The following is a 25,253-nucleotide window of genomic DNA, read 5'->3' as shown; positions in this document are numbered from 1 at the left end:
GATGGGGAGGACACAGATGGGGAGGACACGGATGCGCACCGAAGCCGCACGGCCGGCCACGGAGGCCGGAGCACCGTCCGGGGCGCCGTCCTGGAGCGAGGAACTCCAAGGCCGGACGGTCGTCGTCAAGTTCGGCGGCAACGCCATGGTGGACGGGGCGCTCCTCGACGCCTTCGCCCGCGACGTCGTGGAGTTGCGGCGAGCCGGCGTGCTGCCGGTCGTCGTCCACGGGGGCGGCCCGCAGATCAGCGCCATGCTCGACCGGCTGGGCCTGGAGTCCCGTTTCGAGGCGGGCCTTCGGGTGACGACCCCGGAGGCCATGGACGTCGTCCGCATGGTGCTGACGGGGCGCATCCAGCGGCAGCTCGTCGGCGCGGTCAACGCCCACGGCCCGTACGCCGTGGGTCTGTCGGGTGAGGACGCGCATACGCTGACCGCCGTGCGGCGCCGGGCCGAGGTGGACGGGCGGCCCGTGGACCTCGGGCAGGTCGGCGAGGTCGTGGCCGTCGCCCCCGACACCCTGCGGGCCTTACTGGACGAGGGCCGCATACCGGTCGTCTCCCCCGTCGCGCGCGGCACGGACGGACAGGTCTACAACGTCAACGCCGACCTCGCCGCGTCGGCCCTGGCGGTCGCGCTCGGCGCGGCCCGGCTCCTCGTCCTGACCGATGTCGCGGGGCTGTACGCGGACTGGCCGCACAGCACCGAGGTGATCGAGCGGCTGACGGCCGCCGAGCTGGGCGGGCTGCTGCCGGGCCTCGCGAGCGGCATGCTGCCGAAGATGGAGGGCTGCCTTCAGGCCGTACGGGCGGGCGTGGACCGGGCCCAGGTCGTCGACGGCCGCGTACCGCACGCGGTGATGCGCGGCTTCGCCGCCGGGAAGAGCCCCGGCACCACGATCGTGCCGGACGAACCCTCCGGCCGCCCCGCACCCGGGGAGCCCCGGCCATGAGCCCCGCCGGCGGCACCCCGCTCACCGGCCGGTGGCGGGGACGATGGACACCTCGGTCGCCCGGCGACCGGCCCGGCGGTCGACCTCGTCCCGGGCCAACCGCCCTTCGGCAATTGCTGCGAAGCGGTCTTCGATCTCATCAGGAGTCGGCTGGCGGCTGGCATCCATTCCCTGACGGTACGGGCAGGGCGAACGCCGGCTGCGCGGCAATGCGCCTCTGCCGGGCGTACGTGTGCGGGCCGGCAACGCGGCCCCGTGCCGTGCCGGGCGGCGCGGCACGGGGCACCTTCCCGGCCACGGCACTACAGGGGGCAGGCCAGGACGCGGGCGCCGCGGGCCGGGTCCAGGGAGCGCGCCCAGGCGGCCGGGGCCAGGGCCGGGCCGACCGGGGCGAAGCCGTGGCGGAGGAAGAGGCGGCCGCTGCCGGTGGTGGCGGTGAACAGGGCCGTCAGGGAGCGGTTGCGGGCCCGGGCGAACGCCGCCTGGAGGAGCCGGGCGCCCACGCCCGAGCCCTGCCGGTGCGGGGCGACGCAGAAGTTGTACAGGACGCCCGCGGCGGGGTGGATGCGGAGCCCGAGGCAGCCTTCGAGGGTGCCGTCGGGGGTCTGCGCGACGAGGAAGTCGCCTGCGTGCGCGAGGTAGAGGGAGAGCGGGCGCTCGCGCAGGGCGCCCGTGCGGACGAACGGCCGGGAGAGCGCGGCGAGCGCCGGCGCCTCGTCCCGGCGGGCCGGCCGCACGGTGAACGCGGGGGCGGCGGCGGGATGGGCGGTACGGGTGCGGGGCGGCGCGGCGGGAGGCGGCGGGGCCGTGGTCAAGGCGTTCCTTCCTCGGGTTCCACCGTGCGCGGGCAGGGGCTCCCGGAGGGGGCCGGGAGTTCCCGGAGAGGCCGGGGCGCCGCGCAACTCCGGTGAGGGAGACAGGAGTTAGGTTAGCCTTACCTTGCTTGTAGGCCAAATCGGGGGCGCGCCACACGCCCCCGCGCTCCACGCCCCTGCTACTTCGCCCAGGCCTCCCTGGTGTCCCGGCCGTCCACGAGGGTCGTGACGACCTCGATGTCCCCGATCCGGGAGGCCTCGACCCGCCGCGGGTCGTCGCCGAGGACGGCCAGGTCGGCCCGCTTGCCCGCGGTGAGGCTGCCGGCGCTGTCGTCCCAGTGGCAGGCGTACGCGCCCGCGACCGTGTACGCGCGCAGGGCCTCCTCGACCGTGACGGCCTCGCCGGGGCCGATGAGGGCGCCCGACGTGGAGGCGCGCTCGACCATGAACTGGACCGCCCGCAGCGGTGAGCCGTCCGTCACCGGCCGGTCGGAGCTGCCGACGAGGGTCACCCCGTGGTCGAGGAAGCCGCGGCCCCGGTACATCCACGGCGCGCGGCGCTCCCCCATGACCGCGGCGTAGTCGTCGCCGAAATAGCGCAGGAAGTTGGGCTGGACGACCGCGCTGACGCCGAGGCGGGCGAAGCGCGGCAGCTGGTCGGGGCGGATCAGGCCGGCGTGCTCGATGCGGTGGCGGGCGCCGGGCCGCGGCCGCAGCTCCTGCGCCCGCTCCAGCGCGTCGAGGGCGAGGTCGGCGGCCCGGTCGCCGATGGCGTGGACGGCGAGCTGCCAGCCGCCGAGGTGTCCGTCCACGATGAGGCGGGTGAGTCGCTCGGGGTCGTCCTGGAGCTGCCCGGTGTGGCCGTCGAGGCCCTCGTACGGCTCGGTGAGCGCGGCCGTCCGGGCCATCATGCCGCCGTCGGTGTAGATCTTCAGGGCGCCGACGGAGAGCCAGTCGTCGCCGAAGCCGGTGCGCAGGCCGAGGTCGAGGGCGCGGGGGATGCCGTCGTGCTCGTGGGCCGCGGCCGGCTTGAGGGTGTCGCCGCCCGGCATGAGCTGGACGCGCAGCGGGAGCCGGCCCTCGTCCCGCAGGAGTTGGTAGGCGCCGAGCTCGACGGGGCTGTGGCCGAGGAGGCCGCCGCCGATGCCGGCTTCGGCGCAGGCCGTGATGCCCTCGGCGAGGCAGGCGCGGCCGGCGTGCTCGATGGCGTCGGCGAGGTCGGCCTGGGAGTACGGCAGCCGCAGTCGGCGTACGGCGCCCATGGCGCTCTCGACGAGGAGGCCGTCCTCGTGGGGGACGTCGGCCGGGAGGAGGGCGAGCACGGCGCTGTTGACGACGCAGGCGTGCCCGGAGTCGTGCATGAGGAAGAGGCGGCGCCCGCGGCTGACCGTGTCGAGTTCGCGGGCGGTGAGGTGCCGGCCGAGGGCCCGCTGGTCGTAGCCTCCGATGCTGACCCATGCGCCGGCCCCGCGCGAGCGGGAGACGGCGCCGTCGATGGCGGCGAGGACGTCGTCGACGCGGGTGAGGCCGGCGATGCTCGGGGTGCGGGCCTTCAGTCCTGTCCACGACAGGTGGACGTGGCTGTCGATGAACCCGGGGAGCACGGTGGCCCCTTGCAGGTCGACGACCTCCCGGGCGGGCAGGGAGGTCGCGGCCTCGTCCAGTCCGACGATGCGGCCCCGCCAGATGCCCAGGTCGCGGGCGACCGGGTGGGCCGGGTCCATGGTGAGGATGTTCGCGTTCGTCAGCCTCGTGCACAGCATCATGCGCGGTCCGTCCTCAACGGGGTTCGGCCATCACGGCGTCGGTGGCGGCGGCCGGGGCGCCGTCCCCGGTGTCTTCGGTGTCTTCGGTGTCTTCGGGGTCTTCGGGGTCTTCGGGGTCCTCCGGTGCGAACCGCCTGGGTGCGGCCGGCACCATCAGGGGCGTGCCGGTCTCGGGGTCGTCGATGATGCGGCAGGGCAGCCCGAAGACGTCCTCGACGAGTTCTGCGGTCATGACGTCGGCGGGGGCGCCCTGCGCGGCGATCGTGCCGCCGGGGCGCATCACGATCAGGTGGGTGGCGTAGCGGCACGCCTGGTTGAGGTCGTGCAGCACGGCCACGACCGTGTGGCCCTTGCGGGCGTGGAGTTCGGCGCACAGGTCGAGGACGTCGACCTGGTGGGCGATGTCGAGGAAGGTGGTGGGCTCGTCGAGGAGAAGCAGCGGCGTCTGCTGGGCGAGCACCATGGACAGCCAGACGCGCTGGCGCTGGCCGCCGGACAGGTCGTCGACGGGCCGGTCCGCCAGCTCCAGGACGCCGGTCTGCCGCATCGCCTCGACGACGGCGGCCTCGTCCTCGGCGGACCACTGCCTGAGCATTCCCTGGTGCGGGTAGCGGCCGCGGGCGACGAGGTCGCCGACGGTGATGCCGCCGGGGGCGGTGGAGGTCTGCGGGAGCAGTCCGATGCGGCGGGCGACCTCGCGGGAGCGGTACGAGGAGATCGCCGCGCCGTCGAGGAGGACCCGGCCGTGGCGGGGGCGGAGCATCCGCGCGAGGGCTTTGAGGAGCGTGGACTTGCCGCAGGCGTTCGGCCCGATGATCACGGTGAAGGAGTGGTCGGGGATGTCGACGCCGAGGTGGGCGGCCACCGTCCGCTGGTCGTAGGAGAGCGTCAGGTCCTCGGCGCGCAGCCGGGGCGTCGGGAGGTTCGTTCCAGTCATGCGCGGCTCTTTCGCGACTCGGTGATCAGCAGCCAGATGAGGTACAGCCCGCCGATGGTGCCGGTGGCCGTGCCGACGGGGAGGAGGGCCGGGGCGAACAGGCGCTGCGCGGCGAGGTCGCTCGCGGCCAGCAGCAGCGCGCCCGTGAGCGCGGCCGGCAGCAGGGCCGGGCCGGCGGTGCGGGTCAGGCGGCGGGCGAGCTGGGGTGCGGCCAGGGCGATGAACCAGATGGGGCCGGTCACGGCCGTGGCGAACGCGGCCAGGGCGACGCTGACGAGGAGCAGCACGGTGCGGGTCCGGGTCACGTCCACGCCGAGGCCGGTGGCGGTCAGGTCGCCCATCTCCACCATGGAGAGGCGGCGGGAGAGGAGGAAGGCGGGCGGGAGGAGGACGGCAACCGCGATGAGGATGGCGTTGGCGTGCGTCCAGCCCCGGTTGCCGAGGCTGCCGATCAGCCACGCCTGGGCTTCCAGGGCCTCCTGGAAGGTGGCGCGGGTGATCAGGTACGAGTTCACGGCGAGCAGGAGCGCGCTGACGCCGATGCCGATGACGACGAGCCGGAAGCCGTGGAGGCCGCGGCCCAGCATGAGGAGGTGGACGGCGGCGGCCGTGGCGAGGCCGCCGGTCAGGGCGCCGATCGCGATCTGGGTCATGCTGCCGTGCAGGACGATGATGACGGTGAGCGCGCCGACGGCCGAGCCGTTGGTGAAGCCGATGATGTCCGGGCTGCCCAGGGCGTTGCCGGTGAGGCCGGTCAGGAGGGCGCCGCTGACGGCGAGGGCGGCGCCCACGGCGAGCGCGGTCAGCAGGCGGGGCAGGCGGAGGGTGTTGACGACGAAGTCGGCGCCGCCGGAGCCGCCGCCGGTGAGGGCCCGCAGGACCTCGGCGACGGAGAGTTCGTAGTCGCCGGTGGTGAGGGAGAGGAGCGCGACGGCGATCAGGGTGAGGAGGATAGCGGCGGTCACGGCCAGTGCCCTGCCCTGGACCCGTACGGACACCCCGCGGGCACCCGGGATGCGCAGCACCGTTCCGGTGACCACGCGGGGCCGGTGGAGGAACCCGGTCGTCGCGGCGGGCGGCTTCGCGGCGGGGGCGGGGGCCGGGGCGGCGCTCACAGCATCACCAGCTTTCGGCGGCGGCACAGCGCCAGGAACACGGGGGCGCCGATGAAGGCGGTGACGATGCCGACCTGGATCTCGCCGGGGGCGCCGATCAGCCGGCCCGCGACGTCCGCGCCGATGAGCAGGACGGGCGCGAGGAGCATCGAGTACGCGAGGACCCAGCGCTGGTCGGGGCCGACGACGAACCGGGCGATGTGGGGGACGACGAGCCCGACGAAGGCGATCGGCCCCGCGGCGGCCGTGGCTGCGCCGCACAGCAGCATGACGCCGACGGCGCCGAGGATCCGCGTCCGGTTGACGTTGACGCCGAGCGCGCGGCCCATCTGGTCGCCGAGGGCGAGGGCGTTGAGCGAGGGGCCGAGCAGCAGGGCGATGAACAGGCCGGCGGCGATGAACGGGAGGATCACGTACACGACGTCGAGGTAGCGGCCGGCGAGTGAGCCGACCGTCCAGAACCGGAACTGGTCGAAGGCGCTCGGGTTCAGCAGCAGGACGGCCGAGTTGAAGGCGTACAGCACGGCGGTCACCGCCGCGCCGGCGACGACCAGGCGGTCCGGCGTGGCGACTTTGCGCCCCGAGGAGCCCAGCAGGTAGACGGCGGCCGAGGCGAGGGCGGCGCCGAGGAACGCGAACCAGACGTAGCCGAGGACGGAGCCGACGCCGAGGAAGGCGAGGGCGGTGACGACCCCGGCGGACGATCCGAGGCTGATGCCGAGGAGGCCCGGCTCGGCGAGCGGGTTGCGGGTCAGCGCCTGCATCAGCGCCCCGGACAGGCCGAGGGCGGCGCCGACGAGCAGGCCGAGGAGGGTCCTGGGGATGCGGTAGTCGTGGATGATGATCGAGGTCTCGGAGCCGTCCGGGTGCCACAGTGCGCTCCAGACATCGGTGAACGGCAGGCCCCGTGTCCCCGTCCACACGCCGAGGAGCGACACCAGGACCAGCGCGGCGAGTACGGCGAGGAGTCCGGCGCCCCGCAGGGCGGCGGCGGTGCCGCGTGCTGTGGGCACGGCGGCGGGGGCGGCTTCCTCGTGGGACACCGCCTGCGTTTCGACCGGCAACGACATTTCCCCCTGACGGCGGTGCACGCGTACCGCGATCGTTCGGTGCTGTAGGGATGGGGCGGCGACTCGGCGCACATGAGGCTTGCAACTTAGGCGAGGCTAACCGAACGTGGTGGGCGGGTCAACGTGCCTGAAAGCAGGGCGAGATGGACCTGCGGGCCGCATCCGCAGAGACGTTCGAGCCCGGCACGGGCGGCCGACTTCTTAGAGTAGCCTTACCTAACTTCCCAGAGCTCCGGATGGAGAATCACATGCCAGTTGGAGGACCGACCGGGGGGCTCGTCCTCCGCCGGGCGATCAGGGGACAGCGCCGCAGAGTCGCCTCTGCCTCCCTGCTCGGCATGACCCACCAGGGGTGCGAGGCGCTGGTCCCCGTGGTGATCGGCGCCGCCATCGACACGGCGGTCGCCACCGGGTCCGCGCAGGCGCTCCTGCGCTGGCTCCTGGTGCTCGGCGTCCTCTTCCTCGTGCTGTCCACCTGCTACCGGACCAGCGCCAGGATCGCCGAAGGAGCCGGCGAGCACGCCGCGCACCGGCTCCGCCTCGAACTCGGCGCCCGCGTGCTCGACCCGCGCGGCGGCGCCGACGCGAACCGGCTGCCGGGCGCGCTCACCAGCATCGCCACCAACGACGCCCGCCGCGTCGGCTCGGTCGCCACCGTCCTCCCCTACGGCTGCGCGGCCATCGCCGCCCTCACCGTCAGCGCCGTCGCCCTGCTGCGGATCTCCGTACCGCTCGGCCTGCTGGTACTGCTCGGCATCCCGCCGCTGCTGTGGCTCGGCCACCGCATCAGCCGGCCCCTGGAGCGGCGCAGCGAAGCCGAGCAGGAGAGCGCCGCGCACGCCTCCGGCGTCGCCGCCGACCTCGTCTCCGGGCTGCGCGTCCTCAAGGGCATGGGCGCGGAGGCAGCCGCCGTGGCCCGCTACCGCACCACCAGCCAGGACTCCCTCGCCGCCGCACTCCGCGCGGCCCGCAGCCGCGCCGGCCACGAGGGCGCACTGCTCGCCCTGACCGGGGTGTTCATCGCCGCCATCGGCATCGCCGGCGCCTACCTCGCGATGGACGGCACCATCAGCGTCGGCGACCTGGTCGCCGCCGTCGGCCTCGCCCAGTTCCTCCTCGGCCCCTTCCAGCTGCTCGCCTACTCCAACGCCGAGTTCGCCCAGGCCCGCGCCTCCGCCCGGCGGATCGCCGAGGTCCTCGCCTCCCCCGCCGCCGTCGACGGCGGGGAACGGGCGCCCGCCGGCCCGGAAACGGCAGCCGGGCACATCCGGCTGCGGGACGTCCGCCTCGGCGCCCTGCGCGGCGTCGACCTCGACTTCCCCGCCGGCAGCCTCACCGGCGTCGTCACCCGGGACCCGGCCGCCGCCCACGACCTGCTCCTCGCCCTCGCCCGGGAGACCGACCCGGCCGGCGGACGCGTCGAACTCGACGGCGTACCCCTGACCGAACTCGACCCCGACCGGCTGCGCCGCACCATCCTCGTCGCCCACCACGACGCCGACCTGTTCGAGGCCAGCCTCCTCGACAACGTACGGGCAGGCGCCGCCGGTTCCGACCCGCAGGCCGTCGACGCCGCCCTGGCCGCCTCCGCCGCGGACGAGGTCGCCGCGCTGCTCCCCAACGGGGCGGACACCGTCCTCGCCGAACGCGGCCGGTCCCTCTCCGGCGGGCAGCGCCAGCGCGTCGCCCTCGCCCGGGCCCTCGCCGCCGACCGCCCCGTCCTCGTCCTGCACGACCCCACCACCGCCGTGGACACCGTCACCGAATCCCGGATCGCCGCCCGCCTGCGGGAGGTCCGCCGGGGACGCACCACCGTCCTGGTCACGACCAGCCCGGCCCTCCTCGCAGAAACCGACCGGGTCGTCGTCCTCGACGGGGGAACCGTCGCCGCCGCCGGCGCGCACACCGAACTCGTCACCGCCGACGAGGCCTACCGCACGGCGGTGCTCGCATGAGCGCCGTACACGAGGACCGCACGTGCCCCGCCGAACCGGGGCCGGAGAGGGACAGGGACATGAGCGGGACCACCGCGCACGACGGCACGGACCGCACGCTCCTGCCCACCGCGGGCGGCGCCGAGAGCCTGGCGGCGCTCCGCACGATCCTGCGCGGCCACCGGCTCCTCGCCGCCACCGCCGTCCTCGTCCTGGTCGTCGGGACCGGCATCGGACTGCTCACCGCCCCGCTGCTCGGCCACATCGTCGACCTGGTCGTCGGCCAGGAGGGGCCGCGGGCCCTGACGCTCCCGCTGGTGCTGCTCGTCGGGGTCGCGCTGGCCCGCGGCGCCGCCGGCGCGGCAGGCAGCGCCCTCGTGGCCCGGCTCGGCGAGACCGTGCTCGCCGCCGTGCGCGAGCGGTTCATCGAACGGGCGCTGCGGCTGCCCCTCGAACGCGTCGAAGCAGCCGGCTCCGGGGACCTCGTCTCCCGCGTCACCAGCGACGTCGCCGTGATCGCCAAGTCGGTGCGGCAGGCCCTGCCCGAGTTCACCCGCTCCGCGCTCACCATCCTCCTCACGCTCGCCGGACTCGCCGTCCTCGACTGGCGGTTCCTCCTCGCCGCTCTGCTGGCCGTGCCCGTCCAGGTGCTGTCCGTCCGCTGGTACCTGCGCCGCGCGGCACCCGTGTACGCCGAACACCGCGTCGCCACCGGCGCCCTCCAGCACCAGCTGCTCGACAGCATCGGCGGGGTGCGCACCGTGCGCGCCTTCCGGCTGAACGAGCGGCACACCGCCCTGCTCGCCGACCGGTCGGGCGCCGCGCGCGACGTGGCGCTGCGCGGGCTGCACATCGTCACCGGCTTCTTCTCCCGGCTCAACCTCGCCGAGTACATCGGGCTCGCCGCCATGCTCGGCACCGGCTTCCTGCTCGTCCGGAACGGCTCCGTCACCATCGGCACGGCCACCGCCGCCGCCCTGTACTTCCACAGCCTCTTCAACCCGGTCAACGCCGCGCTGTTCCTCCTCGACGACGCCCAGTCCGCGGGCGCGAGCTTCGCCCGCCTCGTCGGCGTCGCGAACCTGCCCGCCGAGCCGGCGCCGCGGGGCGGGAGCGTCCCGGCCGACGGCGCGGTGAGGGTGACCGGGCTCGGCCACGCCTACGCCGGGGGGCGGCCCGTCCTGAGCGGCGTCGACCTCGACGTGCGCAGCGGTGAGCGGGTGGCGCTGGTCGGCGCGAGCGGCGCAGGGAAGACCACCCTGGCGAAGGTCATCGCCGGTGTGCACACGCCCGCGAGCGGGACGGTCTCCCTCGGCGGGGTCGACGCCCGCGAGCTGGGCCCCGACGGGGTGCGCCGCACCGTGGCCCTGATCAGCCAGGAGGTGCACGTCTTCGCCGGCCCGCTGGCCGAGGACCTGCGGCTGGCCCGGCCGGAGGCCACGGACGAGGAGCTGCGCGGCGCGCTCGACAGGGTGGGCGCCCTGGAGTGGGCGCAGGCCCTGCCGGACGGCCTCGCGACCGTGGTCGGCGAGGGCGGGCACCGGCTGACCGTCGCCCAGGCCCAGCACCTCGCGCTCGCGCGGCTCGTGCTCGCCGATCCGCCCGTCGCGATCCTGGACGAGGCGACCGCCGACGCGGGCAGCGCGGGCGCGCGGGTCCTGGAGGAGGCGGCCGCGCGCGCCCTGGAGGGCCGTACGGGCCTCCTGGTCGCCCACCGGCTGCCGCAGGCCGCGGCGGCGGACCGCGTGGTCGTCCTGGACGGCGGCCGGATCGTCGAAACCGGCACGCACGGCGAACTCGTCGCGGCGGGCGGCCGGTACGCGGCGCTGTGGGCGGCCTGGTCGGACAGCCGCCAGGTCGCGGACACCCCCGCAGCGGCAGCCGGCGAGCCGCCCTCCGGGGCCCCCGAGGACCGGAAGCAGGCCGGCCCGGCCCTCGGCGTCCACTGACAGCCCAGGCCCGCCGGGCCCGGCACGCCTCGCCGGCGTCGCGACCACGCGACGCCGGCGAGCTGCGTTCTCGGGCGTTCCGAGGGGGTACCGCCCGGCCACCGGGCGCCGTGTGACGCCCTCCGCGCGCGCCGCCGCCTGCGGAGGGGGTCCTCCGCGGGCGGCGGTGCCGGTGTGGGCGGGTGGGCGGGTCAGCCCTGGCGGGCGGCGAGGCTGGCGGGCCTCAGGTCCGTCCAGTGCTCCTCCACGTAGGCCAGGCAGGCCTCGCGGGTGTCCGGGCCGGCGGCGGTCCGCCAGCCGGCCGGGACCTCGGCGAAGGACGGCCACAGCGAGTGCTGGTTCTCGTCGTTCACCAGGACCAGGAAGGTGCCCTGCGGGTCCTCGAACGGGTTGGTGCTCATGCGGTGTCACTCCTCTGGGACGGTGCGGTGAACAGCTCGGACAGCGGCTGTTCGGGACGGGCTGCCGCATTGCGCAGCAGTCCGAGAAGTTCGTCGGCGAGCCGCCGTGCCTTGGCGGTGCCGAGCAGGTCGGTGGCGTGGGTCAGGGCGCAGTGGACGGGGCCGTCGCCGTGCGGCTCGTGGAAGCCCAGGGTCAGGTCGGCCCTGGTCCGCCCGGTCGGCACGGCCTCCAGCGAGCCCGCGCCGCCTTCCAGCAGGCTCAGGTCGGCCTGCTCGTGGTGGACCACCATCACCTGCGGCCCCTCGGCGGGCAGGCCGGTGGCGCTGGCGACCTCCTCGTACGGGACCTCCTGCCGGTCGAGGGCGCTGAGGACGGTCTCCCGTACCCGCCCGAGCAGTTCCGTGAAGGCCGGGTCGCCGGCGGTGTCGGTGCGCAGCACGACCGTGCCGAGGAAGCTGCCGACGAGGTCGGCGAGCCGGTCGTCGGTGCGGCCGGCGACCATGGTGCCGATGGGCAGGTCGGTGCCGGCGCCGTGGCCGGTGAGCAGGGCCGCGAGGGCGGCGTGCAGCACCATGAACATGCTGGTGCCGGTGGCGCGGGCCAGTTCGTCCACGGCTGCGTGGAGTTCCTCGTCGAGGACGAAGGCGACGTGGCCCGCGGGGCGTCCCGCCTCGTCCGCGGCGGCCGGCCGCGGCCCGTCGGCCGGGAGCGCCAGCCGCTGCGGGGCGCCTGCGAGGGTCTCCCGCCAGTAGGCGAGCTGCCGGCCGCCGCGGCTGTCGGGGTCGGCGGGGTCGCCGAGGACGTCGTGGGCCCAGCGGGTGTAGTCCGCGTACGAGACGGGCAGCGGCTGCCAGTCGGGCGCCCGGCCCTCCCTGCGCGCCGCGTAGGCGGTGGTCAGGTCGCGGAACAGCGGGACGACCGACCACTCGTCGGCGGCGAGGTAGTGCAGGGCGAGGAGCAGGGCCTGGCTGCCGTCGGGGCCGGTGAGCAGGTGGGCCCGCAGGGGGGCCTCCCGTTCCAGGTCGGTTGCTTCGGCGGCGAGTTCGCGCAGGCGGGTGCCGAGGTCGGCACACTCGTGTGCGATCAGGGCCGGTGCCTGGACGGGCCGCTGGTGGACGGCGCCGTCGTGTTCGGCGAAGGCCGTGCGCAGCGGTGCGTGGCGGGCCGTGACGTCGGCGAGGGCCGCGGCGAGCGCGTCCGTGTCGAAGCCGTCGGCGGAGCGCAGGGCCAGGGCGTGGTCGAAGCCGGGGCTGCGGCGGTAGGCCTGCCACTGTGTGCGCTGGCCGGGTGCGAGCGGCAGCGGCCCGCCGCCGGGCGCGGCGGGGTGCAGTGCCGGGCGGGCGGCCGCCGCCCCTGCGAGCTTGCCGGCGAGGCCGGCGACGGTCAGGGCGTCGAAGACGTCCCGGATGGCGAGTTCGGCGCCGAACTCGGTGCGGATGCGGCCGAGGAGCCGCATGGAGGCCATCGAGTGGCCGCCGAGCGCGAAGAAGTTGTCGTGGACGCCGACGGTGTCCAGCTTGAGGATCTCGCAGAACAGTGCGGCGAGGCGCGCCTGGGTCCCGTCGGCCGGGCGGGCGTCCCCGGTCATCGCCGACCAGTCGGGCGCGGGGAGCGCCTTGCGGTCCAGCTTGCCGTTCGGGGTCAGCGGCAGCGGCCCGTCGAGCGGGACGACGAGCGCGGGCACCATGTACTCGGGCAGCAGGGCGGCGACGTGGGCGCGCAGCTCCTGCGGGTCGGGGCCGGCGCCCCGTTCGGGGACGGCGTAGCCGACGAGGCGGACGATGTCGCCGTCGCGGTCGGGCAGGACGGCGGCCTGGGCGACCGCGGGGTGCGCGGCGAGGGCCGCCTCGATCTCGCCCAGCTCGATGCGGAAGCCGCGCACCTTGACCTGGGTGTCGACCCGGCCGAGGAAGTCGAGGTTGCCGTCGCGGCGCCAGCGGGCCCGGTCGCCGGTGCGGTACATGCGGCTGCCCGGGGCGCCGTACGGGTCGGCGGTGAAGCGTTCCGCGGTCAGGCCGGGCTTGCCGAGGTAGCCGCGGGCGAGGCCGCGTCCGGCGACGTACAGCTCGCCGGCCACGCCGGGCGGGACGGGCCGCAGGTGCTCGTCGAGGACGTAGGCGCGGGTGTTGGGGTCGGGGCTGCCGATCGGGACGCGGCCGGGCGGGGTGCCGCCGTGCTCGCGGGCGGGCCACAGGGTGGAGTTGACGGTCGCCTCGGTGAGCCCGTACGCGCAGATCAGGTGCGCGGTGGCGCCGAACCGCTCGAACAGGTCCGGCGGCACGGTCTCCGTGCCGACGAGGACGGTCGACCCCTCGGGGAGCGTGCAGCCGGGCGGGAGCGCCGACACCAGCGACGGCGGCAGGATCATGTGGGTGATCCGCTGGTCTGCGAGGAAGTCGGTGAGCGCCGGTCCGGCGACCCGCGCCTCGTCGGTGACGAGGACGAGACGGCCGCCGCGGCACAGGGCCATCGCCAGTTCGAAGACGAAGACGTCGAAGCCGATCGAGGCGAACTGCAGGACCCGGCTGTCCGGGCGCAGGCCCATGCGGTCGACGGCGGTCGCGACGAGGCTGGAGATGCCCTCGTGGGGGACGACGACGCCCTTGGGGCGGCCGGTGGAGCCGGAGGTGTAGATCACGTACGCGGCCTGGTCGAGGGCGATCGGGCCGTCCTGCACCGGCCCGCCGGGGAGCGCGTCGAGGGCGGCGGCCGTGTCGGGGTCGTCGAGGAGGACGACGGGGACGCCCGGCACGTCGGGGATCTTCCCGGCGACCGGTTCCGTGCCGACGACGAGGGCGGCCCCCGAGTCCTCGACCATGTACGCGAGGCGGTCGGCGGGGTGGGCGAGGTCGAGCGGCAGGAACGCCGCGCCGAGCTTCATGGCGGCGAGCACGGCGGCGACCATGTCGACGGAGCGGGGCACGGCCACGCCTACGGTGCTCCCGGCGCCGGCGCCGTGCGCGGCGAGGAGCCGGGCGAGGCGGTTGGCTCGGGCGTCGAGCTGCGCGTACGTGGCCGAGCGGGCCCGGTCGACGACGGCGACGGCGTCGGGCCGCTCGGCGAGCCGCCGGGCGAACAGGTCGGGGAAGGACGCCTCCTCGACCTCGCGGGGCAGCCCGTTGAAGCCCTCCAGGACGAGCCGGCGCTCGGCGTCGTCGAGGATCTCCGCCCGGGACAGGGGGCGTTCGGGCGCGGCGGCGAGGGCGGCGACGAGCCGGCGGAGCCGGCCGCCGAGCTCCTCGGCGCTCTCGGGGTCGAACAGCTCGGTGGCGTACTCCAGGCGGCAGCCGAGGGAGCCGGTGCCGCCGTCGGCCGGGGTGTGCTCGGTGAAGCTGAACACCAGGTCGAACTTGGCGGAGCGGATCCGGTACGGGACGTACGCGACGGCGAGGCCGGGCAGGGCAAGCTCCTCGCCGGTGCGGGCGTGGTAGCCGACCATGACCTGGAAGAGCGGGTTGCGGGAGAGGGAGCGCGTCGGGTTGAGCGCCTCGACGACGGCCTCGAAGGGCACGTCCGCGTGGGAGAACGCGGCCAGGTCGGTCTCGCGGACCCGGGCGAGAAGCTCCGTGAAGGAGGGGTCGCCGCCGAGGTCGGTGCGCAGGACGAGGGTGTTGACGAAGAAGCCGACCAGCTCGTCCAGGGCCTCGTCGCCGCGGCCGGCGATGGGCGAGCCGAGCGGGATGTCGGTGCCGGCGCCCATGCGGTGCAGCAGGGCGGCGACGGCCGCGTGGACGACCATGAACATGCTGGCGCCGGTGTCGCGGGCGAGCCGCCTGAGGGACTCGTGGGTGTCGGCGTCGAAGGTGAGGTCCAGTTCGGCGCCGGTGAACGCCGGGCGGGCGGGCCGGGGCCGGTCCGTGGGCAGTTCCAGCTCCTCGGGGGCGCCGGCCAGGGCCGTGCGCCAGTGGCCGAGCTGCCGGGCGGCCAGGCTCCCGGGGTCCGCCGGGTCGCCGAGGAGGCGCTGCTGCCAGAGCGCGTAGTCGGCGTACTGCACCGGCAGCGGCTCCCAGGCGGGGGCCTCGCCGCGTGTGCGGGCGGTGTAGGCGGTGGCCAGGTCGCGCAGGAACGGGCGGTCCGACCACTCGTCGGTGGTGATGTGGTGCAGCAGCAGGACGACGACGTGGTCCTCGGGTCCGAGCTCCACGAGGGTGGCGCGCAGCGGCAGTTCGGCGGCCAGGTCGAAGGGGCGGGCGACGGCCTCGTCGACGATGCCGGGCACCTCGTCCTCCGCGGCGCGGACGAGTTCCACGGCCGGGCGGGCCTCGCCGGCAGGCAGCACCCGCTGGAGGGCCTGGCCGTCGGGCGTGGTGGAGAAGACGGTGCGCAGGGCCTCGTGGCGGTCGGTCACGTCGGCGAGGGCTGCCCGCCACGCGCCGGTGTCGAGGGCGCCGCGGATCCGCATGACCAGCGGGAAGTTGTAGGCGGCGGAGGTGCACTCGATCTGCTGGATCATCCACAGCCGCTGCTGGGCGTGGGAGAGCGGCAGCTCGTCGGGGCGGTCCCCTGCGGTCAGTGCGGGGCGGGCCGCCCCGGCGCCGCGGTCGGCCCGCTCCACGAGTTCGGCGACGGTGGGCGCCTCGAACAGGTCGCGGATCGCGAGCTCGGTGTCGAGGGCGGTCCGGGCGCGGCTGACGAGGCGGGTGGCGAGCAGCGAGTGCCCGCCGAGCTCGAAGAAGTCGCTGTCGATGCCGACGCTGCCCTCGGGCAGGCCGAGGACCTCCGCGAACAGGGTGCACAGCGTCTCCTCGCGCGGCGTGCGCGGGGTGCGGCCGGCGGCGGCCCCTGCGAAGTCGGGTGCGGGGAGGGCCCGGGTGTCGAGCTTGCCGTTGACGGTCAGGGGCAGGGTGGGGACGGTGGCGAGCGCGGACGGGACCATGTAGTCGGGCAGGCCTGCCTTCAGGTGGTCGCGCAGGCGCTGCACCAGGTCCTCGCCTGCGCCGGCGCCGGGCTCGGGGACGACGTAGCCGACGAGGCGCCTGGTGCCGGCGGACTCGTGGACGACGACGGCGGCGTGGGCGACGGCCGGGTGCGCGGACAGGGCGCCCGCGATCTCGCCGAGTTCGATGCGGTAGCCGCGGATCTTGACCTGGTCGTCGGTGCGGCCGAGGAAGTCGAGCAGTCCGTCGGGCCGCTGCCGGACGAGGTCGCCGGTACGGTACATGCGCTCGCCGGGCTCGCCGAACGGGTCGGCGGTGAACCGCTCGGCGGTCAGCCCGGGCCGGTCGTGGTAGCCGCGGGCCAGGCCGGTGCCGGCGATGTACAGCTCGCCGGGGCAGCCCGGCGGGACGGGCCGGAGCATGGCGTCGAGGACGTGGGCGCGGGTGTTGCGGATCGGGACGCCGACGGTGGAGGTGGGGCTGTCCGCGGTCGACCCGCCGAGCGTGTTGATCGTGTACTCGGTCGGCCCGTACAGGTTGTAGCCGTACGTGCCGTCGGTGCGGCGCAGCCGGTCCCAGACGCTGTCGGGGACGGCCTCGCCGCCCAGCAGGACGAGCGCGGGCCGGTGCCTGCCCGCGGCCTCGTCGTGCTCCAGCAGGCCCTGCTCGATGAGGAGCCGGGCGTAGGTGGGCGTCACGTTGACGACGTCGACGCGGTGGGCGTCGCAGTACGCGACGAGTGCCTCGGCGTCGCGGCGGAGTTCCTCGTCGCAGACGTGCACCTCGTGGCCCTCGACGAGCCAGAGGAGCTCCTCCCAGGACATGTCGAAGGCGAAGGAGACGGTGTGCGCGATGCGCAGCCGCCGTCCGCCCGCGGAGGCGACGGCCGGGTCGAAGATCTCCTTCTGGTGGTTGAGCTGCATGTTCGTCAGGCCCCGGTAGGGGGTGACGACGCCCTTGGGGCGGCCGGTGGAGCCCGAGGTGTAGATGACGTACGCCGGGTGCTCCAGGCGGCCGGGGACGCCGCGGGCGAACGCGGGCCGTTCGGCGTCGGTGATCTCCGCGCCGGACAGGGCGGCCAGTTCGGCGGCGACCGCCTCGTCGTCCAGGAGGAGTTCCGGGGCGGCGGGCCCGTCGGGGCCGCGCAGGGCCGGGGCGACGGCCGCGGTGGAGACCAGGCACAGCGGCCCGGTGTCCTCGACCATCAGCCGCAGCCGGTCCGCCGGGTGGTCGAGGTCCAGCGGCAGGTAGGCGGCGCCGGTGCGCAGGACGGCGAACAGGGCGGCGACCATGTCGATGGAGCGGGGCAGGGCGAGCGCCACGGCCTTCTCGGGCCCTGCGCCCCGGGCGAGCAGGAGGCGGGCGATCCGGTTGATGTGCGCGTCGAGTTCGGCGTACGTGAGGGCCCGCTCGCCGAAGACGAGCGCGACGGCGTCCGGGGTGCGGGCCACCTGCGCGGACAGCATGTCGGCGATGGTCTCGTTCGGCACGGGCTCGCGGCTGCCCTCCCGTCCGGCTGTCAGGGCGGCGCGCTCGGCGGGCAGCAGCAGGTCCACGGCGGCGGTCCGCACCGTCGCGCCGTCCGGGCCGTCGAGGAGGGCGCCGAGCCGCTCCAGGACGGTGGTGAACCGGCCGAGGACGGCGGCGGCCGCCTCCGCGCCGAAGAGGTCCGGGCGGGCCGCGAGGGTGACGCGCAGCCGGGTCCCGGGCGTGACGATCAGGGTGAGCGGGAAGTGGGTGCCGTCCACGTTCGACACGTCGGTGATGCCGTGCCGCCGCCGCAGTTCCGCGGCCCGCTCCTCGCCGTCGGCGGAGCGCAGCACGAACAGGGTGTCGAAGAGGCGGCGGTGGCCGGTCTCCTGCTGGAGCGTGCCCAGGCCCACGTACTCGTACGGCATGACGGCGGCGCGCTCGGACTGCATGCGCCGCAGCAGGTCGAGCAGCGGCTCGTCCGGGGCGAAGGCGACCCGGGCCGGGATGGTGTTGAGGAACATGCCGATGATGCCGGCCGCGTTCGGGACGTCCGCGGGCCGCCCGGCGACCGCGGTGCCGAAGGCGACGTCGCCGCGCCCGGTCATCGCGGACAGGACGAGCGCCCAGGCCGCGTTGAGGACGGTGTTGAGGGTGAGGCCGTGCCGGCGGGCCAGGGCGCGCAGCCGGTCGCCGGCCTCGCGGGAGAGCACGGCGTGGTGGTCGGCGGGGATGACGGGGCCCGCGTCGCGGCCGGCCGGGGCGACGAGCGTCGGCTCGTCGAATCCGGCGAGCGCCTCGCGCCAGGCGCCGACGGCGCGGGTGGTGTCCTGCCGGTCCAGCCAGGCCAGGTAGTCGCGGTACGAGCCGGGGGCGGGCAGGCCGGCGGTGTCGCCGGACCGCTCGTACAGGGTGAACAGCTCCTCCAGGAACAGCCAGGCGGACCAGCCGTCCCACAGGATGAGGTGGTGGGTGATGACGAGCCGGTCTCGGCCGTCGGCGAGCCGGATCAGGCGGAGCCGGCACAGCGGCGGCGCGGACAGGTCGAAGCGCTGCCGGCGGTCGGCGGCGAGCAGTTCCCCGACGCGGCGGTCCCGCTCGCCGTCGGGGAGGCCGGCCAGGTCGGTCACGGTGAGCGGGATCTCGGCGCCGTCGGCGATGAACTGCACGGGTCGGGGCAGGCCGTCGCTGGTGAAGCCGGCGCGCAGGCTCGGGTTGCGGTCGAGGAGGGCCCGGCAGGCGGCGCGCAGCCGGTCGGTGTCCAGGCGGTGGTCGAAGTCCAGGGTCTCCTGGGAGAGGTAGACGTCGAGGGCGTCGCCGGTGTCGTAGGTGGCGTGGAAGTACATGCCCTCCTGGAGCGGGGAGAGCGGCCATGTGTCGGCGACGGGCAGCCCGGCGGCGGCCTCGACGCGGGCCGTCTCCTCCGGGGTCAGGACGAGGCCGCCCAGCGGGGCGGGGGCGGGCGGCCCGGCGGCCGGGGAGGCGGCGTTGAGCTGGTCGAGGAGGGCCTGGAGGGCCGGGTCGACGGCCGCGCCGGCGGCTGCCTGCGCGGTGAGGACCGCCCGGAGGGCGGCGGCGGCCTGTCCGGCGTCCGTGGCGGACACGGTCACGTCGGCGGCCGGGGCGCCGTGGGCGGCGTCGGGGGCGGTCCCCGGGGTGGCGGAGGGCTCGTCCGGCACGTTCGCCGCCGCCGCGGCGAGCGCGGCGGGCGTGCGGTGCTCGAACACGTCGCGCGGGCTGATGGCCAGTCCCCTTTCACGGGCCCGGGTGGCGACGGCGATCGAGGTGAGGCTGTCGCCGCCGAGCATGAAGAAGTCGTCGTCGGCGCCGATGCCCTCGACGCCGAGGACCTCGGTGAGGATCCGGCAGAAGGCGGTCTCCCCCTCGGTGCGGGGGGCGCGCCCGCCGGCCCGGGGCGCGGGTTCCGGCGACGGCAGGGCGTTCTGGTCGAGCTTGCCGCTGGGCGTGAGCGGCAGCTCGTCCAGGATGGCCGCGGCGGCGGGCACCATCGCCGCGGGCAGGGCCTCGGCGAGCGCGGCGAGCAGGGCCTGCCCGTCCGGGGAGGCGCCGGGCGCGGGAACGGCGTAGGCCAGGAGGACCCCGTCGCGGGCGGTCACGGCGGCGCGGGCGACGCCCGGCAGGGCGGACAGCGCGGCCTCGACCTCGCCGAGTTCGATGCGGTTGCCGCGGATCTTGACCTGGCGGTCGGTGCGGCCGAGGTACTCGACGGCCCCGTCGGGGCGGCGGCGTACGAGGTCGCCGGTGCGGTACATGCGCTCGCCGGGCCCGCCGAACGGGTCGGCGGTGAAGCGCTCGGCGGTGAGGCCGGGCCGGTCGTGGTAGCCGCGGGCCAGCTGGACGCCCGCGAGGTACAGCTCGCCGGGCACCCCGTCGGGCACGGGGCGCAGGAACGGGTCGAGGACGTGCAGGCGGGTGTTCCAGACGGGCCGCCCGATGGGGACGGCGGGCCCGGTGCCGCCCTCGTACGGGAAGTGGGTGACGTCGACGGCCGCCTCGGTGGGCCCGTACAGGTTGTGCAGCGGGACGGGGCCGTGCACGGACCCGGAGGTGAGCTCCCACCAGCGGCGGGCCTCCGCGCCGGTGAGCGCCTCGCCGCTGCAGAACACGCGGCGCAGGGTCGCCGCCCAGCCGGGCGGGCCGCCTGCGCCCTCCATGGCCCGGGTGAAGGCGGCCAGCATCGACGGGACGAAGTGCAGGGTGGTGATCCGGTGGGCGCGGACCAGCTCGGCCAGGTAGGCGGGGTCGCGGTGGCCGTCGGGGCGGGCGAGGACGACGGCCGCGCCCGCGGTGAGCGGCCAGAAGAACTCCCACACGGAGACGTCGAAGCCGGACGGGGTCTTCTGCAGGACCCGGTCGTCGGCGGTGAGCCGGTAGGCGTCCTGCATCCAGGCGAGCCGGTTGACGATGGCCCGGTGGGTGACGGCGACGCCCTTGGGTCGGCCGGTGGAGCCGGAGGTGTAGATGAGGTAGGCGGGGTGGTCCGGTCCCGCGGCGGCCGCGGCGGGCGTGCCGGCGGCGGGCTCGTCCTGGTCGTCCCGGCCGAGGACGAGACGGTCGAGGCCCTCCGCGCCGGGCAGGCGGCGGGCGGCCTCCGGGGTCGTCACGACGGTCCGCGCGCCGGAGTCGGCGAGCATGTACGCGACGCGTTCGGCCGGGTAGTCCAGGTCGAGGGGCACGTAGGCGGCACCGGCCTTGAGGACGCCGAGGAGGGCGACCACCAGGTCGGCCGAGCGGGGCACGGCGACCGCGACGTACTCCTCCGGTCCGGCGCCGCGGGCCCGCAGCCGGGCGGCCAGCGCCTCGGCGCGCCGGTGGAGTTCGGCGTATGTGAGGGTGGTGTCCTCGAAGACGGCGGCCGGGGCGTCCGGGGTCCGGGCCGCCTGCGCGCCGACGAGGGAGACCAGGGTGGCCTCGGGGACGTCGTGCGCCGTGGCGTTCGCCGCGGCGAGGGCGGCGCGCTCCCGGCCGGAGAGCACGCCCGTACGGGCGGCCGTGCGCTCGGGGTCCTCCACCAGGGTGCGCAGGAGCGCGGTGAAGCGGCGGGCGAGGTCGGCGACGGCCGGCCCGTCCAGGCGGGCCGCGTCGTGCTTGAACCGCAGCAGCAGGCCCTCGCCCGGTTCGACGACGAGTGCGAGCGGGTAGTGCACGGCGTCGAACACCTCGGCGCCGGTGATCCGCAGGCCGCCGGGGTCCGTGCCGTCGTCGGGGCCGCCGGTGGGGAAGTTGCCGAAGACGACGAGTGTGTCGAAGAGCTCGCCGCCGCCCGCGAGCCGCTGGATGTCGGCGAGTCCGAGGTGCTGGTGGTCGAGGAGGGCGGCGTGCTCGTCCTGGACGCGGGCCAGCAGCCCGGCGAGCGTCTCGTCGGGGCGCAGGGCCACGCGGGCCGGGACGGTGTTGATGAACAGGCCGACGGCGGAGTCCAGTCCGGGGACCTCGGTGGTCCGGCCGGAGACGGTGGTGCCGAAGACGACGTCCCGGCTGCCGGTGAGCGCGCCCAGGAGCAGCGCCCACGCGCCGTGGACGACGGTGCTCAGGGTGAGGCCGCGGCTGCGCGCGAAGGCGTGCAGGGCGGCGGTGAGGTCCTCGGGCAGGCGGGTGTCCACCTGCCCGGGCCGGGCGGGGGTCCGCTCGCCGTCCCCCGCGGTCGGGGCGAGCCGGGTGGGCCCGTCCAGTCCGGCGAGGGCGGCGCGCCAGGCGTCGCGGGCGGCGTCCCGGTCGCGGGAGGCCAGCCACGCCAGGTAGGGGCGCGGGTCGGCGGGCTCGGGCAGGCTCTCGCCCCGGTAGGCGGCGGCGAGTTCGCGCAGGAGGACGGTGACGGACCAGCCGTCGGCGACGATGTGGTGCAGGGTGAGCAGGAGGCGGTGGCGCCTGCCGTCGCGGATCAGGGTGGCCCGCAGGAGCGGCGGCCGGGCCAGGTCGAAGCGCTCGGCCCGGTCGGCGGCGAGGATGTCGCCGAGGGGGGTGTCGGCGGTGTCGGCCTCCCGCCACGGCAGTGCGGCCCGGTCGGCGAGCCGCTGGACGACCTCGCCGCCGGGGAGTTGGCGGTAGGAGGCGCGCAGCAGGGGGTGCCGGTCGAGCAGCAGCCGGAGGGCGCCGCGCAGCCGGCCCGGGTCGACCGGGCCGTCGCCGAGGTCGAGGAGTTCCTGGACGACGTACAGGTCGGCGGCGTCCTCGTCGAAGGCGGCGTGGAAGTAGAAGCCCTCCTGGAGCGGGGAGACCGGAAGGGCGTCCTCGTCCAGCGGGACGGGGGCGGTGGCGGCCGGGGCGGCGGGGTCCGCCTCGGCGGCGGCGCGGGCGAGCGCGGCGACCGTGCGGAGCCGGAAGACCTCGCGCGGGGTGAGGGCCAGCCCGGCCTCGCGGGCCCGGCCGACGAGTTGGATGGCGACGATGCTGTCGCCGCCGAGCTCGAAGAAGCTGTCGTGGACGCCGACCGAGGGCAGGCCGAGGACCTCGGCGAACAGTCCGGCGAGCACGGTCTCGACCGGTCCGGCGGGCGCGTCGGCGCCGCTGAGGGCGGTCCAGCGGGGCTCGGGCAGGGCCCGCTGGTCGAGCTTGCCGTTGGGGGTCAGCGGCAGCGGCCCGTCGAGGACGACGACCGCGGACGGCGCCATGTGGTCGGGCAGGGTGTCGGCGGCGCGGGCGCGGGCGGCGGAGGCGGCCGCCTCGGCGTCCGTGCCGTCCTCGCCGACCAGGTAGGCGACCAGGCGCTTGACGCCCCGGTGGTCCTCGCGGGCGAGAACGGCGGCCTGGGCGATGCCCGGGCAGGCCATGAAGGCGCTCTCGATCTCGCCCGGCTCGATGCGGTGGCCGCGGATCTTGATCTGGCCGTCGGCGCGGCCGAGGAACTCCAGGTTCCCGTCCGCGCCCCAGCGGACGCGGTCGCCGGTGCGGTACATGCGGGTGCCGGGCTCGCCGTAGGGGTCGGCGACGAACCGCTGCGCCGTCAGCGCCGGCCGGCCGAGGTAGCCGCGGGCCAGGCCGCGCCCGGCGACGTACAGCTCGCCCTCGGCGCCGACGGGCACCGGGCGCAGGGCGGTGTCGAGGACGTAGGCGCGGGTGTTGGGGTCGGGGCGGCCGATCGGGGCCGGGCCGGGGCGCCCGGGGTCGGCGGGCCACAGCGTCGAGTTGACGCTGGCCTCGGTGAGCCCGTACGCGACGACGACCCGGACCCGGCCGGCCCAGCGGGCGATGAGCTCGCCGGGCACGGCCTCGGTGCCGACGATCAGGACGGAGCCGTCCGGCAGCCCGCACTCCGGGGGCAGCGCCGACACCAGGGACGGCGGCAGGATCATGTGCGTGGCCCGGTGCCGGGCGATGTACTCGGTCAGGGCGGGGCCGGCGACGCGGCGCTCGGCGGGGACGATGATGATCCGGCCGCCGACGCACAGGGACATGACCAGGTCCCAGACGGTCACGTCGAAGCCGACGGACGCGAACTGCACGACGCGGCTGCCGGCGGTGATGCCGATGCGGTCGGTGGCGGTGGCGATGAGGCTGCCGACGCCGTCGTGCGGGACGACGACGCCCTTGGGGCGGCCGGTGGAGCCGGAGGTGTAGATGACGTACGCCGCCTGGTCCAGGGCGACGGGCACGCCGGGGGCGGTGTCATCGCGGCGGGCGAGGGCGTCCGCGGTGGCGGGGTCGTCGAGCACCAGGTGCGCGACGTCCGGCAGCTCGGGCAGCTCGCCGGCGAGCTCCCGTACGGTGACCACGGTGCGGGCGCCGGCGTCCCGGAGCATGTAGGCGATGCGGTCCCGGGGGTGGTCGGCGTCCAGCGGCAGGTAGGCGGCGCCGGCCTTCATCACGGCGAGCAGGGCGGCGACGAGTTCCGGGGAGCGCGGCAGGGCCACGGCGACGACGTCCTCGGGGCGGACGCCCGCGTCGAGGAGGTGGCGGGCTAGCCGGTTGGACGCGGCGTCGAGCTCCCCGTACGTCAGCTCCTGCTCTTCGAGGACGAGCGCGACGGCGTCGGGCGCACGGCGCACCTGCTCCTCGAACGCGGCGGGCCAGGAGAGCTCGGCGGTCTCGCGCGGCGCGGTGCCGAACTCCCCGAGCAGGGCGCTGCGTTCGGCGGCGGAGGTGAGGTCGAGGTGGCCGACGGGGCGGTCGGGGTCCTCGGTGAAGGCGTGGAGCAGGGCGAGGAAGCGCCGCTCGTGGCCGGCCAGGGCCTCCTCGTCGCAGACGGCGGCGTCGGCGTCGAGGTGCACGGCGGCCGCGCCGCCGCCGGGCAGCTCGCCGAAGCCGAAGGCCAGGTCGCTGACGGGTCCCAGCCACTCCGGCCGCAGGACGGCCGTGCAGTCTGCGAAGTGCAGGTCGTCGGGCCGGGGCAGGATGTTGACGGTGGGGCCGACGAGTTCGGCGACGCCGTCGACGAGTCCGAGGTCCCTGGCCAGGTCCTCGGCCCGGTAGCGGCCGTGTTCGACCGCCTCGGCGACCGCGTCGCGGACGTCGGCCACGAGCGTGCCGGCGGTGGTGGCGGGCCCGACGGCCAGCCGCAGCGGGACGATGTTGGAGAGCATGCCGGGGACGGCCGCGGCCACCTCGTCCTGCCGTGCCGCGACGGGCAGGCCGAGGACGAGGTCCCGCTCCCCGGTCACCCGGTGCAGGTATGCGGCGACGGCGGCGATCAGCACGCGCGAGGCGCGGGTGCCGGCGCGGTCGGCGGCCGCGTTGAGCCGGCCGACCGCCTCTGCGGACAGCTCCACCGACCGCCTCAGGCGGCGGGAGGTGAGGGCGGGGGCCCGTTCGACGAGGCGGGCCGGCTCGGCGCGGCCGGCCATGCGCTGCTGCCACCAGGCGCGCTCCGCCGGGTAGCGGTCGCAGGCCCGGTGGGCGCGGTCGGCGTCCACGAGGCGGGCCAGGGACCAGTCGGGGTCCGCGGGGGCCTGCTCCCCGCGGGTGTAGAGCTCGCCGGCGCGCCGGGAGATCAGGGCGACGCCCATGCCGTCCACGAGGATGTGGTGGTAGCGCTGGTACCACCAGGTGCGGTCGTCGGCGAGCCGGAGCAGGGCCTGGGCGAAGAGCGGCCCCGCGGCGAGGTCGGCGGGCCGGTCCCGGTCGGCGGCGATCCACTCGCCGGCCGCCTTCTCGGGGTCGCCGGCGCCCCGCAGGTCGACGACCGGGATGTCGGCGGCGGGGGCGACGGGGGTCTGGCGGGGCTCGCCGTCCTCCCCCGGCGCGAGGCGCACGTGGAGGCACTCGGCTTCCCGGACGGCCTGCCGCACCGCGGCGGCGAGGCGGTCGAGGTCGGTGGCGCCGCGCAGTTCCAGGGCGAAGACGATGTTGTAGGCGGAGCTGTCGGGCTCGATCTGCTGGGCCAGCCAGATGCCGGTCTGCCCACCCGTCAGGGGAATCCCGGGTGCCGGTGTGCGGTCCGACTCGACGTCAAACATCGTACGTTGTGGCCTTTCCCTGGTGGTGCGGCGGTGAGCGGCTGGAGGCGGGC

The 25,253-nt window shown here is 76.0% G+C and carries 11 protein-coding genes; 3 read left to right on the top strand and 8 right to left on the bottom strand.

The annotated features are described in order from the left end of the window. Positions 1-31 precede the first annotated feature (31 nt). Complete coding sequence (gene argB, locus C0216_RS10080; protein WP_114054940.1) at positions 32-952, top strand: acetylglutamate kinase; 921 nt, start codon at positions 32-34, stop codon at positions 950-952. Between the two features lie 21 nt (positions 953-973). Here the strand turns inward: argB and C0216_RS33385 are convergent, their stop codons facing one another. The 6 genes from C0216_RS33385 to C0216_RS10050 all read right to left on the bottom strand — a co-directional run bounded on the left by C0216_RS33385 (position 974) and on the right by C0216_RS10050 (position 6,655). Beyond that, the gene (locus C0216_RS33385; protein ID WP_162793154.1) at positions 974-1,120 is read right to left on the bottom strand and encodes a hypothetical protein; all 147 of its coding nucleotides are present in this window, start codon (positions 1,118-1,120) and stop codon (positions 974-976) included. A 134-nt stretch (positions 1,121-1,254) separates the two neighbouring features. Then, a complete protein-coding gene (locus tag C0216_RS10075) occupies positions 1,255-1,767 on the bottom strand; it encodes a GNAT family N-acetyltransferase (RefSeq protein ID WP_428985414.1) in 513 nt (170 codons plus the stop codon). 179 nt (positions 1,768-1,946) lie between these two features. After that, positions 1,947-3,530, bottom strand: a complete 1,584-nt coding sequence (locus C0216_RS10065; RefSeq protein ID WP_114058569.1) for an amidohydrolase — start codon at positions 3,528-3,530, stop codon at positions 1,947-1,949. A 16-nt stretch (positions 3,531-3,546) separates the two neighbouring features. Beyond that, complete coding sequence (locus tag C0216_RS10060) at positions 3,547-4,470, bottom strand: ABC transporter ATP-binding protein (RefSeq protein WP_114054939.1); 924 nt, start codon at positions 4,468-4,470, stop codon at positions 3,547-3,549. Further along, positions 4,467-5,585, bottom strand: coding sequence for a FecCD family ABC transporter permease (locus C0216_RS10055; RefSeq protein WP_114054938.1), 1,119 nt, complete (start codon positions 5,583-5,585; stop codon positions 4,467-4,469). The genes C0216_RS10060 and C0216_RS10055 overlap by 4 nt, the downstream gene beginning before the upstream one ends. Further along, positions 5,582-6,655, bottom strand: a complete 1,074-nt coding sequence (locus C0216_RS10050; RefSeq protein ID WP_114054937.1) for a FecCD family ABC transporter permease — start codon at positions 6,653-6,655, stop codon at positions 5,582-5,584. Before C0216_RS10050 ends, C0216_RS10055 begins: the two co-directional genes overlap by 4 nt. Before the next feature lie 248 nt (positions 6,656-6,903). On the opposite strand from C0216_RS10050, the gene C0216_RS10045 reads away from it, so the two are divergent. Further along, positions 6,904-8,610 carry an ABC transporter ATP-binding protein gene (locus C0216_RS10045; RefSeq protein ID WP_114054936.1) on the top strand — a complete coding sequence of 569 codons (1,707 nt, stop codon included), beginning with the start codon at positions 6,904-6,906 and terminating at the stop codon, positions 8,608-8,610. A 59-nt stretch (positions 8,611-8,669) separates the two neighbouring features. Beyond that, positions 8,670-10,538: an ABC transporter ATP-binding protein gene (locus tag C0216_RS10040; RefSeq protein ID WP_114054935.1), complete on the top strand. Its 1,869-nt coding sequence runs from the start codon at positions 8,670-8,672 to the stop codon at positions 10,536-10,538. A gap of 191 nt (positions 10,539-10,729) precedes the next feature. On the opposite strand, the gene C0216_RS10035 is transcribed toward C0216_RS10040, so the two are convergent. Next, complete coding sequence (locus C0216_RS10035; protein WP_114054934.1) at positions 10,730-10,939, bottom strand: MbtH family protein; 210 nt, start codon at positions 10,937-10,939, stop codon at positions 10,730-10,732. Further along, positions 10,936-25,200: a non-ribosomal peptide synthetase gene (locus C0216_RS10030; protein ID WP_114054933.1), complete on the bottom strand. Its 14,265-nt coding sequence runs from the start codon at positions 25,198-25,200 to the stop codon at positions 10,936-10,938. Before C0216_RS10030 ends, C0216_RS10035 begins: the two co-directional genes overlap by 4 nt. Between the last annotated feature and the right edge of the window lie 53 nt (positions 25,201-25,253).

The sequence above is a fragment of the Streptomyces globosus genome (assembly GCF_003325375.1).
Taxonomy (GTDB): Bacteria; Actinomycetota; Actinomycetes; order Streptomycetales; family Streptomycetaceae; genus Streptomyces; species Streptomyces globosus_A.
This window is presented reverse-complemented; position numbering and strand designations above follow the sequence as displayed.